The organism is Pseudomonas sp. ENNP23 (assembly GCF_001728945.1).
Taxonomy (GTDB): Bacteria; Pseudomonadota; Gammaproteobacteria; order Pseudomonadales; family Pseudomonadaceae; genus Metapseudomonas; species Metapseudomonas otitidis.
Genome location: NZ_LYSP01000016.1, coordinates 59,981 through 73,850, shown reverse-complemented (window position 1 = coordinate 73,850; position 13,870 = coordinate 59,981). Strand labels below are relative to the sequence as shown.

General features: G+C 67.1%; 7 protein-coding genes and 1 pseudogene. 7 read left to right on the top strand and 1 reads right to left on the bottom strand.

Translation table 11 applies throughout. The features are described from left to right. The first annotated feature begins 9 nt into the window (after positions 1–9). The 5 genes and pseudogenes from A9G05_RS11465 (at position 10) to A9G05_RS11445 (ending at position 5,570) form a co-directional block, all read left to right on the top strand. Positions 10–1,218: an SfnB family sulfur acquisition oxidoreductase gene (locus A9G05_RS11465; RefSeq protein ID WP_069561094.1), complete on the top strand. Its 1,209-nt coding sequence runs from the start codon at positions 10–12 to the stop codon at positions 1,216–1,218. Beyond that, positions 1,218–2,672 carry an LLM class flavin-dependent oxidoreductase gene (locus A9G05_RS11460; protein WP_069561093.1) on the top strand — a complete coding sequence of 485 codons (1,455 nt, stop codon included), beginning with the start codon at positions 1,218–1,220 and terminating at the stop codon, positions 2,670–2,672. The genes A9G05_RS11465 and A9G05_RS11460 overlap by 1 nt, the downstream gene beginning before the upstream one ends. A 24-nt stretch (positions 2,673–2,696) precedes the next feature. Continuing rightward, entirely contained in the window at positions 2,697–3,491 is a 795-nt protein-coding gene (locus A9G05_RS11455) for a MetQ/NlpA family ABC transporter substrate-binding protein (RefSeq protein WP_069561092.1), read from the top strand. A gap of 373 nt (positions 3,492–3,864) precedes the next feature. After that, positions 3,865–4,933, top strand: a pseudogene (locus A9G05_RS11450) (methionine ABC transporter ATP-binding protein). Further along, positions 4,917–5,570 (top strand): methionine ABC transporter permease, encoded by a 654-nt coding sequence (locus A9G05_RS11445; protein WP_069561091.1) that lies wholly within the window; start codon positions 4,917–4,919, stop codon positions 5,568–5,570. Before A9G05_RS11450 ends, A9G05_RS11445 begins: the two are co-directional and overlap by 17 nt. A gap of 91 nt (positions 5,571–5,661) precedes the next feature. Here A9G05_RS11445 and A9G05_RS11440 read toward each other — a convergent pair whose 3' ends face one another. Then, positions 5,662–6,912: an HD-GYP domain-containing protein gene (locus tag A9G05_RS11440; RefSeq protein WP_069561090.1), complete on the bottom strand. Its 1,251-nt coding sequence runs from the start codon at positions 6,910–6,912 to the stop codon at positions 5,662–5,664. Positions 6,913–7,146: 234 nt separating this feature from the next. Here A9G05_RS11440 and A9G05_RS11435 point away from each other — a divergent pair, with 234 nt between their 5' ends. Next, positions 7,147–8,877 (top strand): bifunctional diguanylate cyclase/phosphodiesterase, encoded by a 1,731-nt coding sequence (locus A9G05_RS11435; RefSeq protein WP_069561089.1) that lies wholly within the window; start codon positions 7,147–7,149, stop codon positions 8,875–8,877. Then, positions 8,874–13,778, top strand: a complete 4,905-nt coding sequence (locus A9G05_RS11430) for a PAS domain S-box protein (RefSeq protein ID WP_139131132.1) — start codon at positions 8,874–8,876, stop codon at positions 13,776–13,778. Before A9G05_RS11435 ends, A9G05_RS11430 begins: the two co-directional genes overlap by 4 nt. The last annotated feature ends 92 nt before the right edge of the window (positions 13,779–13,870 follow it).

Below are 13,870 nucleotides of genomic sequence, written 5' to 3'. Positions count from 1 at the left end.
GGAGGCGCCATGACCATTGCCCATCCCCACCCACACGCCCCCGTGGCAATCATCCGTGACGACGCCGAAGCCCTGGAGGTGGCGCGCCAGGTGGCCGACCTGTTCCGGCCCGGCGCTGCCGAGCGCGACCGCGAGCGCCGCCTGCCCCTGGACGAACTGGAGCTGTTCAGCCGCACCGGCCTCTGGGGCATCAGCGTGCCCCGCGAGTTCGGCGGGGCCGGGGTGTCCCGCGTTACCCTGGCGCGGGTCATCGCGCTGATCAGCGCGGCCGACAGTTCCCTCGGGCAGATCCCGCAAAACCACTTCTATGCCCTGGAAGTGCTGCGGGTGAACGGCAGCCCCGAACAGCAGCGCCGCCTGTTCTCCGCTGCACTGGCCGGCGAGCGTTTCGGCAACGCCCTGGCGGAGATCGGCACCCGCACCGCCAACGACCGCACCACCCAACTGGTGCGGGACGGCGAGGGCTACCGCATCCGTGGCCGCAAGTTCTACTGCACCGGCGCCCTCTACGCCCACCGCGTGCCGACCCTGGTGGTGGCCGAGGATGGCCACCAGTACCTGGCCTTTGCCGAACGCAACGCGCCGGGGCTGACGGTGATCGACGACTGGTCGGGCTTTGGCCAGCGCACCACTGGCAGCGGCTCGGTGGTGTTCGACGACGTGCCGGTGGCGGCCGAGGACCTGGTGTCCTTCCAGGCCGCCTTCGAGCGCCCGACCACGGTCGGGCCTTTCGCCCAGATCCTCCATGCCGCCATCGACGTCGGCATCGCCCGCGCTGCCTACGAGGATGCGCTGGCTTTCGTCCGCACCCGTTCGCGGCCGTGGATCGACGCCGGGGTCGACAAGGCCGCCGACGATCCGTTGCTGATCCACGCCTTCGGCCACCTGGCCATCCGCCTGCACGCCGCTGAGGCCATCCTCGACCGCGCCGGCCGGCTGCTGGACACCGCCAGCGCCGAGCCCACCGCCGACAGCGTGGCCGCTGCGTCCCTGGGGGTGGCCGAGGCCCGTGCGCTGACCACCGAGATCGCGCTCAGCGCCGGCAGCAAGCTGTTCGAGCTGGCCGGTACCCGCGCCAGCCTCGCCGAGCACAACCTCGACCGCCACTGGCGCAACGCCCGGGTGCACACCCTGCACGACCCGGTGCGCTGGAAGTACCACGCGGTGGGCAACTACTACCTCAACGGCGTGCTGCCGCCGCGCCGGGGGACGATCTGATGGCGCGCAAGCAGATCCTCCTCAACGCCTTCAACATGAACTGCGTGGGGCACATCAACCACGGCCTGTGGACCCACCCGCGCGACCGCTCCACGGACTACCGCAGGCTCTCCTACTGGACGGAGCTGGCGCAGTTGCTGGAGCGCGGGCTGTTCGATGGGCTGTTCCTGGCGGACATCGTCGGCGTCTACGACGTCTACCAGGGCAATGTCGACCTGACCCTGAAGGAGAGCATCCAGTTGCCGGTCAACGATCCGCTGCTGCTGGTCTCTGCCATGGCCGGGGCGACCCGCCACCTGGGCTTCGGTGTCACCGCCAACCTCAGCTACGAGCCGCCGTACCTGTTCGCCCGGCGCATGAGCACCCTGGACCACCTGAGCGAGGGGCGCGTGGGCTGGAACATCGTCACCGGCTACCTGGAGAGCGGGGCTCGTGCCATGGGCCGCAGCCAGCAGGTGGAGCACGACCGCCGCTACGACCAGGCCGACGAGTACCTGGAGGTACTCTACAAGCTGTGGCAAGGCAGTTGGGAAGCCGGTGCGGTGGTCAACGACCGACAGCGCCGGGTCTACGCCCAGCCGGACAAGGTGCACAAGGTGGTGCACCACGGCGAGTTCTTCGACGTGGAGGGCTACCACCTCTGCGAACCCTCGCCGCAGCGCACGCCGCTGCTGTTCCAGGCCGGCTCCTCGGCGCGCGGCCTGCGCTTTGCCGGCGAGCATGCCGAGTGCGTGTTCATCAGCGGCAGCAACAAGGCCGCGACCCGCGCCCAGGTGGACAAGGTGCGCGCCGCCGCCGTGGCCGCCGGCCGTGATCCGCAGGCGGTGAAGGTGTTCATGGGCATCAGCGTGATCGTCGCGCCCACCGAGGCCGAGGCCCGCGCCAAGCACGCCGAGTACCTGGCCCATGCCAGTGCCGAGGCGGGTGTCGCCCACTTCGCCAGCTCCACGGGCATCGACTTCGCCGAGTACGGCCTGGACGAGCCCATCCGCCCGGTGAAGACCAACGCCATCGAGTCGGCCACCAACAAGCTGCGCGAAAACAGCCTGACCCGTCGCCAACTCCTGGAGCAGCACGCCCTGGGTGGCCGCTACATCCTGCTGGTGGGCTCGCCGACCCAGGTGGCCGACGAGCTGCTGGCCTGGGTCGACGAGACCGGGCTGGACGGCTTCAACCTCACCCGCATCGTCACCCCGGAGAGCTACGCCGACTTCATCGACCTGGTGGTGCCGGAGCTGCAGGCCCGAGGTGCCTACAAGACCGCCTATGCCGACGGCACCTTGCGCCACAAGGTGTTCGGCGCGGGGGATCAGCTACCGGCGGACCATCGTGGAGCCCGTGTGGGAGCCCGTGTGGGAGCGAATTCATTCGCGAATCGGCCCGAAGGGGCGACCCCGGACTCCCAGGGGAAGGCTGCGCCTTCCATCGCGAATGAATTCGCTCCCACGACCTGAACCCATTACCCACGGATAGAAACCATGCCCAAGCACACCCTCAAGACCCTGGCCCTCGGCCTGCTTCTGGCCAGCGGAATCGCCCAGGCCGCCGACAAGCCCCTCAAACTCGGCACCACCGCCGCCTTCGCCCCGCCCCTGGAAGTGGCGGTGGAGGAGGCGGCCAAGCAGGGCCTCAAGGTCGAGCTGGTGGAGTTCACCGACTGGAACACGCCGAACATCACCCTGGCCAACGGCGACATCGACGCCAACTACTTCCAGCACACGCCCTTCCTGAAGAACGCCAGCAAGGAGGGTGGTTTCAAGCTGAAAGCCTTCGCCCCCGGGATCATCAACAACGTCGGCCTCTACTCGAAGAAGTACAAGGCCATCGCCGACCTGCCGGAAGGCGCCAAGGTGGCCATCGCCAACGACCCCATCAACGGCGGTCGCGGCCTGCAGTTGCTGCAGAAGGCCGGCCTGCTGAAGCTCAAGGAAGGCGTGGGCTACAAGGCGACCCTGGACGACATCGTCGAGAACCCCAAGCACATCGGCATCATCGAGCTGGAGGCCGTGCAATTGGTACGCGCCCTGGACGACGTCGACCTGGCCCAGGGCTACCCGCACTACATCCGCCTGGCCGGCACCCTCGACCCCAACAGCGCGCTGCTCTTCGACGGCATCGAGAACGAGGAGTACGTCATCCAGTTCGTCACCCGTGGGGATTACCAGGACGACGGCCGCCTGGCGAAGTTCGTCGAGGTGTACCAGCACTCGCCACAGGTGCGTGCGGCGCTGGATAAGGCTCATGGCTCGCTCTACCAGCCCGGCTGGCAGTGACGCTCCTGGGATAGGCGTGGGAGCGAATTCATTCGCGAAAGGAGCGCGCAGCGCTGCCAGGGTGACCCCGGCAGGGCAGTCCTTCGCCTGCATCGCGGATGAACCCGCTCCCACTGCAGGGGCGACTTCAGTCGCCCAGGGGCAGCAGCGCTGCCCCAATGGAGTCGAGGAGCAGCCCTGCGGGCTGCCTGGCGAATGAATTCGCCCCTACGGAGGTTCGCCGTGCGGTTTGGTCGAGGGGTGGGTTCTGGTGGGAGCGCGTAGCCCGGGCTTCAGTCCGGGAGCTGTGCCGGATACCCCCGGGCTGAAGCCCGGGCTACTGCCTCTTGCGGTTCCGCTTTTCGGGCTTTAAACAGATTTTCGAGAGGCCCACATGGTCAGTTTCAATCGCAACATCCGTCTGGACCTGTCGCACATCCGGCTGCAGGGATTGGGCAAGGCCTACCCGGGCAGCCAGGGGCCGGTGCAGGCGCTGCAGGGCATCGACCTGGAGATCCGCCGGGGCGAGGTGTTCGGCATCATTGGCCGCAGCGGCGCCGGCAAGTCGTCGCTGATACGCACCCTCAACCGCCTGGAGAAGCCCTCGGTGGGCCATGTGGTGATAGACGAAGAAAACATCGGCACCTTCGACGAGAAGCAGCTGGTGCTGCTGCGCCGCCGCGTCGGCATGATCTTCCAGCACTTCAACCTGATGTCGGCCAAGACCGTCTGGCAGAACGTTGCCCTGCCGCTGAAGGTGGCAGGCGTGGCCAAGGCCGACATCGAGCGCAAGGTCGCCGAGCTGCTGGCCCTGGTGGGCCTGGCGGAGAAGCGTGACACCTACCCGGCGCAGCTCTCCGGCGGGCAGAAGCAGCGCGTCGGCATCGCCCGTGCGCTGGTGCACCAGCCGCAGATCCTGCTTTGCGACGAGACCACCTCGGCGCTGGACCCGGAGAGCACCCAGTCGATCCTGGCGCTGCTGCGCGACATCAACCGGCGCCTGGGTCTGACCATCGTGCTGATCACCCATGAGATGGGGGTGATCCGCGAGATCTGCGACCGCGTGGTGGTGCTGGAGCGCGGCCGGGTGGTGGAGCAGGGCGAGGTCTGGCGGGTGTTCGGCGATCCGCAGCACGCGGTCACCCGCACCCTGCTGGGCCCCCTGCGTCATGAACTGCCGGACGACCTGCAAGGCCACCTGGCCAACGAACCGGTGCCCGGCGGCGACCTGCTGCTGGACCTGCACTTCACGGGAGCCAGCGGCCGCGAGCCGGACCTGCTGGCCATTGCCCAGGGCCTGGGCGCGCGGGTGAGCCTGTTGCATGGCGGCATCGACCGCATCCAGGGACGGGCACCTGCTGGTGCGGGTCGGCCTGGCCGGGCTGGGCAGTACGCAGGTGCTGGAGCGCGCCCATCAACTGGCAGACAAGGTGGAGGTGCGCGGCTATGTCGCCCATGCTTGATCGGCTCTGGACCGGGCTGCTGGACACCCTGCTGATGATCGGCGCCTCGTCGCTGATCGTGCTGCTGGTGGGCATTCCGCTGGCCTTGGTGCTGGTGACCACAGGGCCGGGCGGGATCTTCGAGGCGCGTGTGCTCAACCGCACCCTGGGCAGCGTGGTGAACGTGCTGCGTTCGGTGCCCTTCCTGATCCTGATGGTGGCGCTGATCCCCTTCACCCGGCTGATCGCCGGCACCAGCTACGGCGTCTGGGCCGCGGTGGTGCCGCTGACCATCGCCGCCACGCCGTTCTTCGCGCGCATCGCCGAGGTGAGCCTGCGCGAGGTGGACTTCGGCCTGGTGGAAGCGGCCCAGGCGATGGGCTGTCAGCGTCGTCACATCATCTGGAACGTGCTGCTGCCGGAGGCGCGGCCGGGCATCGTCGGCGGCTTCACCATCACCCTGGTGACCATGATCAACTCATCCGCCATGGCCGGCGCCATCGGCGCGGGCGGGCTCGGAGACCTGGCGTACCGCTACGGCTACCAGCGCTTCGACACGCAGATCATGCTCACGGTGATCATCGTGCTGGTGCTGCTGGTGACCCTGATCCAGTTCGGCGGCGACCGCCTGGCGCGGTTGCTGAACAAGCGGGCCTGAGGGCTTTTACTGGAGCAACAGCCCGGCAACAGGCTGTTGCCGGGTTTGCGGCGGCGCGAGGCAGGGGGCGGGCCATGTTTTCTGGCCACCCTCAGCCGGTGGTCTTGCGCCGGGGATCGGGGATGCCGGACCAGAGCTCGTCGAGGTTGCGGAAGTTCCAGTCCGCCGGGGATTCGCGGCCGACGATGCGGTCGCGGCCGGCGAGCTTGGCCAGGTCCACCACTTCCTGGGGGATGGCGGTCTTCAGCCTGGCGGAATAGAACACCTTGACCCGTGGCGTGGTGAGGGACTTCTCGTGCTGTTCCATCACCACGCCCAGTCGCCCGCTCTCCAGGCGCACCAGTGAGCCGGTGGGGTAGATGCCGATGGATTTGACGAAGGCCTGGAAGACCAGTTCGTCGAAGTGGTCCTTGCTCCATTCGGCCATGCGGCGGATGGACTCGGCCGGGTCCCAGCCGCGCTTGTAGGGGCGGTCGGAGGTGATGGCGTCGTAGACGTCGCAGACGGCGCCCATCTTGGCCATCAGGCTGATCTGGTCGCCGGCCAGGCGGTGCGGGTAGCCGGTGCCGTCGACCTTCTCGTGATGGTGCAGGCAGACGTCCAGCACCAGGGCGCTGACCTGGTGGCTCTCCAGCAGGATGCGCGTGCCTTCCTCGGGGTGCTTGCGTACGCACTGGAACTCGTCGTCGGTGAGCTTGCCGGGTTTGTTCAGCACGTCCATGGGGATGGCCATCTTGCCGATGTCGTGCAGCAGCCCGGCCAGGCCGGCCTCGCGCACCTGGGCTTCGCCCAGGCCGAGCTGGCGCGCGAGGGCGATCATCAGCGCGCACACGGCAACGGAGTGCATGTAGGTGTATTCGTCGGCGGTCTTAAGCCGAGCCAGGCTGATCAGCGCATTGGGGTGGCGAAGCACCGAGTCGGAGATTTCCTGCACCAGGCCCTGGGCGTCATCGACGCTGATGGCCTTGCCCATGCGGGCGTCGCTGAACATGCTCACCACGGCGTCCTTGGCCTTGGCGCAGAGCATGGCGGCGCGGCTGACCTCGCTTTCCAGGTCGGCACGCTCGATGGGCGGTGCCTGCTCGGCGGCGGCCAGGCGGGCGTCGATCTCGGCTTCGGCCTCCTCGACGCTGACGCTGGCCTGGTCCTGGTGGATATCCAGCCCCTTGCTGGTGTCGATCCAGACTTCATGGACATCGCTGTTGCGGATGCGCTGCAGGTCCTTGTCGGTCTTGACCACGAACTTGGCGCGGAAGAACGGGTGGTCCATCCATGAACCGCAGAACTCCTGCACGTACATGCCCAGTTGCAGGTCGGTGGTGGCAATGCGTTTGAGTGTCATGGCACTACTCTGACGGGGGAAAGGCGCTCGGCAGGGCCGGCTGACTTCACTATAGGCGGGCGATGGCCGGCTTTGTAACGCTGCCTGCAAGCTTGCACGGCTGTTCTATCTTGAGTGAAGGCGCCGCGTGGCACGCGGCGTTCCTTCTTCGCCCGACGACCGTCCGGCGGCCAAATGGCACCGTGCCATATTCGTCTAGTCTCTCTGTCAATCAGGGAAAGCGAGTAGCAGGGAATGCAGGATTCTTTCAGCACCGAGCCGGTGATCCTGATCGTCGATGACCAGGCCAGCGACGTCCTCATCCTCAGCGAGGCGATCCGCGACCTGGCGTCCATTCATGTTGCCAACGGTGGGCCGGGGACGCTGGATGTTGCAAGGGCCTGCCGCCCGGACGTGGTGCTGCTGGACATCCAGATGCCGCTGATGGACGGCTTCGAGATCTGCCGGGCGATCAAGTCGGACCCGAAGTTGCGCGGGGCCTCGGTGCTGTTCGTCACCGCCCACAGCGGTCCGGAGAACGAGCTGAAGGCGCTGGAGAGCGGTGCCCTGGGCTTCATCCGCAAACCACTGAACCTGCCGCTGGTCCGCGCCCACGTGCGCGCTCACCTGGACCTGCGTGAGCAGGCCAAGCGGGTGGCCTGTTTCGATGCGCTGACTGGCCTGCCCAACCGCGCATTGCTGCAGGACCGTGCTGCCCAGGCCATCCAGAAGAACCGGCGCGGTGAGGGGCGGGTGGCGATGCTGATGCTGGATCTGGACAACTTCAAGTTTCTTAACGACACCATCGGCCATACCACCGGGGACCAGGTGCTGCGCGAGGTGGCCCAGCGGCTGTCTGCGGCGGTGCGCTCGGTGGATACGGTGAGTCGCCAGGGCGGCGATGAGTTCGTGGTGCTGCTGCCGGACGTGCAGGGCTTCGACGCGGTGGGGGATTTTGCCGACCGGCTATTGGGGATCATCGCCCAGCCGCTGCTGATCAACGGCAACCGTTACGATCTCTCGGGGAGCATTGGAATCAGCTTTTTTCCCGACGATTGCGACAATTTCGAGTCGCTTTATCGCTATGCCGACGCGGCGATGTACCAGGCCAAGCAGGAGGGTCGCAATCGCTTCCGCTTCTTCTCCGAGCAGATCGAGAACAGCACTCGGGCCCGCCACATGCTCGAACGGCACATGCGCCGGGCGCTGGAGCAACGGGTGTTCGAGGTGTTCTACCAGGCCAAGGTGAACGTCACCGACGGCCGCCCCAGTGGCATGGAGGCATTGGTGCGCTGGCGCACCTCCGACGGGCAACTGGTGTCGCCGGCGGACTTCATCCCCCTGGCGGAGGAGACGGGGCTGATCATCCCCATCGGCAAGTTCGTGATGCTGCAGGCCTGCAACGATGCCCAGCGGATGATCGCCATGGGCTGGCCGGTGTGCATGAGTGTGAACATCTCGGCGGTGCAGTTCCGCGAGGAGAGCTTCCTGGGCATGGTCACGGCCATCCTCGAGGAGTCGGGCCTGCCGCCGAACCACCTGGAGCTGGAGATCACCGAAGGGGTGCTGGCCCACGATATCGACCGCACCCGAGCCATCTTGCTGGCGCTGAAGGAGATCGGCGTGCGCATCGCCATCGATGATTTCGGCACCGGTTATTCCAGCTTGGCCTACCTCAAGCGCCTGCCCATCGATGTGTTGAAGATCGATCAGAGCTTCGTCCGCGAGATGCTCACCGACCGCAGCGATGCGGCCATCATCGAGGCGGTCATCCGCCTGGCTCAGGCCCTGGACCTGGAGCTGGTGGCCGAGGGCGTGGAGTACCCGCAGCAGGCTCGGCGCCTGCAGGAACTGGGCTGTCAGTTGATGCAGGGTTACCTGTTCTGCCGGCCGCTGCCCTTCGAGGAGTCCTGTGGCTTTCTCGCCGAGCAAAGCGAGCACCCGCGCTGCTGGACGGCGCTGGACGGTGAGGGGGAGGCCGAGTGAAAAACCGCGGTCAGGTGTCCGTTCCGCTGGCAGCCATGCTGCTCACGGCGCTGGCGGGCATGCTGGTGACCGGGTTGCTGGCCGGGTGGCTGGAGCGGGCCAACCAGGCCCGTCTGCACAAGGCGCTGAGCGCTGCCGCCGAGCGGGTCGCCGATGGTGTGGTCAAGCGTCTGGAGCTTTACCAGTACGGCCTGCGGGGGGCCCGGGGCACGTTGCTGACCACCGGAGAGTGGGGCATGAGCCGGGAGCTCTTCGGGCGTTATGCGCGGTCGCGGGATGTGTCCAGGGAGTTTCCGGGGGCGCGCGGATTCGGCCTGATTCGCCGTGTCCCCAAGAATGAGCTTGAGGCATTCCTGGCGCGGGCGCGGGCAGACGGACCGGCCGATTTCCGGCTCCATGAGTTGTCTCCTCACGATGGCGAGCATTTTGTCATCCAGTACATCGAGCCCCTGGCAGGTAACGAACCTGCCATCGGGCTGGACATCGCCTCCGAGCGCAACCGCCGTGAAGCGGCGTTGTCGGCGATGCGCAGCGGTGAGGTTCGCCTGACTGCACCCATCACCCTGGTGCAGTACCTGGGCAAGCCCCATCAGTCGTTCCTGATCCTGATGCCGATCTATCGCGAGGGCGTGGTGCCGCTCACCGAGGCCGAGCGGGAGCGCCAGTTGATGGGCTGGAGCTATGCGCCGCTGATCACCGAGCAGGTGCTGCAGGGGTTGGAGCTGGTGGATGAGTCGGTGCGCCTGCGCCTCTGGGACGTCAGCGAGGGCGAGGACGAACCGCTGTTCTACGAGGGCTCCGGGGCAACCTCGGAGGTCCCCGAGCTCTTGCAGGAGCGGGTGTTGCGAACGTTCTATGGGCGGCGTTGGCAAATTGAGCTCGCTGCGCTGCCGCTGTTTGCCGAGCGCTTGAACACGGCGTCGCCCGCCCTGGTCTGGGGCGGGGGCAGCGGGCTCAGCCTGCTGCTGGCGGCCTTGCTGGGGGCGAGTCTGGTCAGTCGGCGGCGCAAGCACCAGGTTCAGGCAGAGCAGGCGCGGCTGGCGGCCATCGTCGAGAACTCGGCCGATGGCATCGTTGGCCAGACCCTGGGGGGCGTGATCACCAGTTGGAATCAGGGCGCCGAGACAATCTTCGGCTACAGCGCCGAGCAGGCCATTGGTCAGGAGCTGGTCGGGCTGGTGGTGCCGGAGCGCGGCCACGATCAGGAGGAGGCGCTGCTGCACCAGGCCCTGCTGGGGGAGCGCATCAGCCTGTACGAGACCCGTTACCGGCGGCAGGACGGCAGCCTGGTGCATGTGGCTCTTTCTATAGCGCCGATCCTGGATGGCCTGGGCCGGGTGGTGGGCATCTCGCGCACGGTACGCAACACCACAGCGCAGAAGCAGGCGGAGGCGCGCATCCTTGAGCTCAATGCGGGGCTGGAGAGCCAGGTGGTCGAGCGCACCGCCCAGTTGTTGCGCACCAACGTGTTGTTGGATGGCGTGCTGACTGCCGCTACCGAGGTGTCCATCATCGCCACCGATCCGGACGGGCTGATCCGCGTGTTCAATCGCGGAGCCGAGCGCTTGCTGGGCTATTCGGCGGAGGAGCTGGTGGGGCGCCAGACGCCTGCGCTGCTGCATGTGACCGAGGAGGTGGTAGCTCGTGGTCGGGAGCTGTCCGCCTACTACGGCAAGCCGTTGCAGGGCTTTCGGGTGTTCGTCCAGGTGCCTGAGCTGGAGGGCTCCGAGGCGCGGGAGTGGACCTATGTGCGCAAGGATGGCAGCCGCTTCCCGGTGACCCTGGTGGTGACCGCCATGCGCGATGAGCACGGGCGAATCACCGGTTACCTGGGCATTGCCCTCGACATCACCGAGCGCAAGGCCACCGAACGCCGCCTGGCGGAGAGTCTGGCTACAACTCGTGCGGTGCTGGATACGGCGGTGAACCCGGTTATCACCTTCGACGGTGAAGGACGCATCCAGACCTTCAATCCTGCGGGTGGCGTGGTGTTCGGGGTGTCGCCCGAGCACATGGTCGGGCGCTCCATTGAGGACCTGATCGAGCCGGTGTCTCTGGAGCGCTTCCACGAACTGCTGACTGGCTACGAGCAACCGTTGGAGGGCTTGGGGCCCAGCGGCATGGAGCTGTGGGGGCGACGCAGCGACGACAGCGCGTTTCCCATGCAGGTCACCCTGGCGCCGATGCAGGTGGGGGGCGAGCAGCGCATAGTCTGCGTGGTGACTGACCTCAGCGAGCAGTACCACCAGCGCAAGGAGTTGGTGGCTGCCCGTGACCAGCTATTGCTGGCCTCGGAGGTGGCGGGGTTGGGTATCTGGTCGTGGTTCCTGGATGACAACCGGCTGAACTGGAACGACCGCATGTTCGAGCTGTATGGGCAGCCTCGCAGCCTGCGGGAGCAGGGCCTGACCTTTGACCATTGGCGCCAGCGGGTGCATCCGGACGACATGGATCGCGTCGTGGCGCAATTGCAGGGCGCCATCGCCGGGACGGCCGTCTACGATCCCATCTTCCGCATCGTGCGGCCGGACGGGCAGGTGCGCTACATCCAGGCAGCGGCGCAGATCGAGCGGGATTCCCTGGGACGACCGACCCGGGTGACCGGGATCAACCTCGACATCACTGCTCAGCGCGAGCTGGAGTCGCGCCTGCGGGACGCTCGCGACAAGGCGGATGCGGCCAGCGCGGCGAAGAGTTTCTTCCTGGCCAACATGAGCCATGAGATCCGCACGCCGATGAACGCGGTGCTGGGCATGCTGCACCTGGTGCAGGACACCGGGCTGGATAGCCGCCAGCTTGACTATGTGCTGAAGGCGCAGTCGGCGGCACGCTCGCTGCTGGGGCTGCTCAACGACATTCTGGATTACTCCAAGATCGAGGCCGGCAAGCTGCAGCTCGACCCGCACCCGTTCGAGCTGGAGTCGCTGATGCGTGATCTGGCGGTGGTGCTGGCGGGCAATCAGGGCGACAAGGATGTGGAGGTGATGTTCGACCTCGACGCCAACCTGCCGCTGCACCTGGTGGGGGACAGCTTCCGTCTGCAGCAGGTGCTGATCAACCTGGGCGGCAATGCGCTGAAGTTCACCAGCCGGGGCCAGGTGGTGGTGGCTTTCCGGCAATTGGCCTGCGACGACGACTCGGTGCTGCTGCAGGTGTCGATCAGCGATACCGGCATCGGTATCAGTCCGGAGCAGTTGGAGCGGATTTTCGACGGTTTCACCCAGGCCGAGGCGTCCACCTCGCGGCGCTTTGGCGGCACGGGGCTGGGGCTGGTGATCTGCAAGCGCCTGGTGGAACTGATGGGCGCCGAGCTGAAGGTGGAGAGCCGGCCAGGGGAGGGCAGCCGCTTCTGGTTCGATGTGCGGCTGGGCATCAGCGAGCCGGTCGCTGCGTTGCGCAGCGAATGCCCCTGCGTGGATGCACCGCTGCACCTGCTGGTGGTGGACGACAACCCGGTGGCGGGGGAGGTGTTGCTGCGCACGCTGTTGTCCCTGGGCTGGCGCAGCGAATACGTGATGTCGGGTGAGGCGGCCGTTTCGTCGGTGCAACAGGCTGCCCGACGTGGCGACCCGTTCGATCTGGTGCTGATGGACTGGCGCATGCCGGGGCTGGACGGTCTGGCCTCCAGCCGTGCCCTGGCGGCCTTGGGGGCTTCGGCACCTCGGGTGGTGATGATCACCGCCCACGGCAGCGAGGTGCTGGCGGACCAGCAGCAGAAGGGGCAGGCGCCGTTCGCGGCATTCCTCACCAAGCCGGTGACGCCGCAGCAACTCGCCACTGCCGTGCAGCGGGCGATCTGGGGCGAGGAGGGGGATACGGGCCAGCCGGCGGGTGTGGCGCGTATCCGTCATCTGTCCGGGCTTCGTCTGCTGGTGGTGGAGGACAACGCCCTGAACCGTCAGGTGGCTTCCGAGCTTCTCATGGGGGAGGGGGCCGAGGTGGCCCTTGCGGAGGGCGGTTTGGAGGGCGTGCAGGCGGTGCTGGCGGAGCCGGAGCGCTTCGATGCGGTGCTGATGGACATCCAGATGCCGGACATCGACGGCCTTGAGGCCTCACGGCGCATCCGCCTGGATGAGCGCTGCCGGACGCTGCCGATCATTGCCATGACCGCCAATGCTTCGGAGCAGGACCGGCGCACCTGCCTGGAGGCGGGGATGAACGATCACGTCGGCAAGCCGGTGGACATCCAGCAACTGACCCGGGTGCTGCTGTTCTGGACCGGTGGGGGCGCGCGGGCACCGCTGGAGCCCCCGCCGCCCCGGGCCGAGCCGGATGCACAGGTGCTGCTGGAGCCGCCGGCGTCGATCCTTTCGCGCTTCGCCGACAACCTGACGCTGCTGCAGACGGTGCTGGTCAGCTTCCGCGAGGAGACCGAGCACCAGTTGGATCAGTTGCAGCAGGCCCGTGACGACGCTGATCTGCGCGGTGTGCTGGCGGTACTGCATGGCATCAAGGGCAGCACGGGCACCATGGGCGCGCGGGCGCTGTCGCATCTGGCCATGGAGCTGGAGAGTCGGGGGCGCGGACTGACGCCGGATACAGCGGCCCCTTTCCTTGAGGACCCGAGCTGGCTGCTGCAGTTGCGGGCACTGCTGGTGGAGAGCAACCAGCAGCTGCTGGAGCAGTTCCAGGTGGACGCTTTGGTCGGACAGGGTCAGGAGCCATTGCCGGCGCTGGATGAGGGCGCCTGGCGGGAGGTGCTGCAGCAGACGCTGGAGCTGCTGGCCAGTGGCTCGATCCAGGCATTGGACCGCGCGCGGGAACTCAAGGGGCGCGCCCCGGAAAGCCTGCAAGAAGCGGCGGCAGCTTTTGCCGCGCGGGTGGAGCGCCTGGACTTCCAGGGCGCTCAGGCCTTGGCTCGGGATCTCCTGCCCAGTGATACGGCGTCTTCGTCGGACTGACGGGTATCGGTGTTGATACCAGACTCCTGGAGGCGTTGTGAAACGGGTGACCGCCGGCGCTCAAGCCGGCTCGTTGAGGGCCAGGAACCGTT

Bases quoted from the DNA above. Each gene is read 5' to 3' on its own strand.
- A9G05_RS11465 (WP_069561094.1), top strand. From the start codon at position 10: ATGACCATTGCCCATCCCCACCCACACGCCCCCGTGGCAATCATCCGT.
- A9G05_RS11460 (WP_069561093.1), top strand. From the start codon at position 1,218: ATGGCGCGCAAGCAGATCCTCCTCAACGCCTTCAACATGAACTGCGTG.
- A9G05_RS11455 (WP_069561092.1), top strand. From the start codon at position 2,697: ATGCCCAAGCACACCCTCAAGACCCTGGCCCTCGGCCTGCTTCTGGCC.
- A9G05_RS11445 (WP_069561091.1), top strand. From the start codon at position 4,917: ATGTCGCCCATGCTTGATCGGCTCTGGACCGGGCTGCTGGACACCCTG.
- A9G05_RS11440 (WP_069561090.1), bottom strand. From the start codon at position 6,912: ATGACACTCAAACGCATTGCCACCACCGACCTGCAACTGGGCATGTAC.
- A9G05_RS11435 (WP_069561089.1), top strand. From the start codon at position 7,147: ATGCAGGATTCTTTCAGCACCGAGCCGGTGATCCTGATCGTCGATGAC.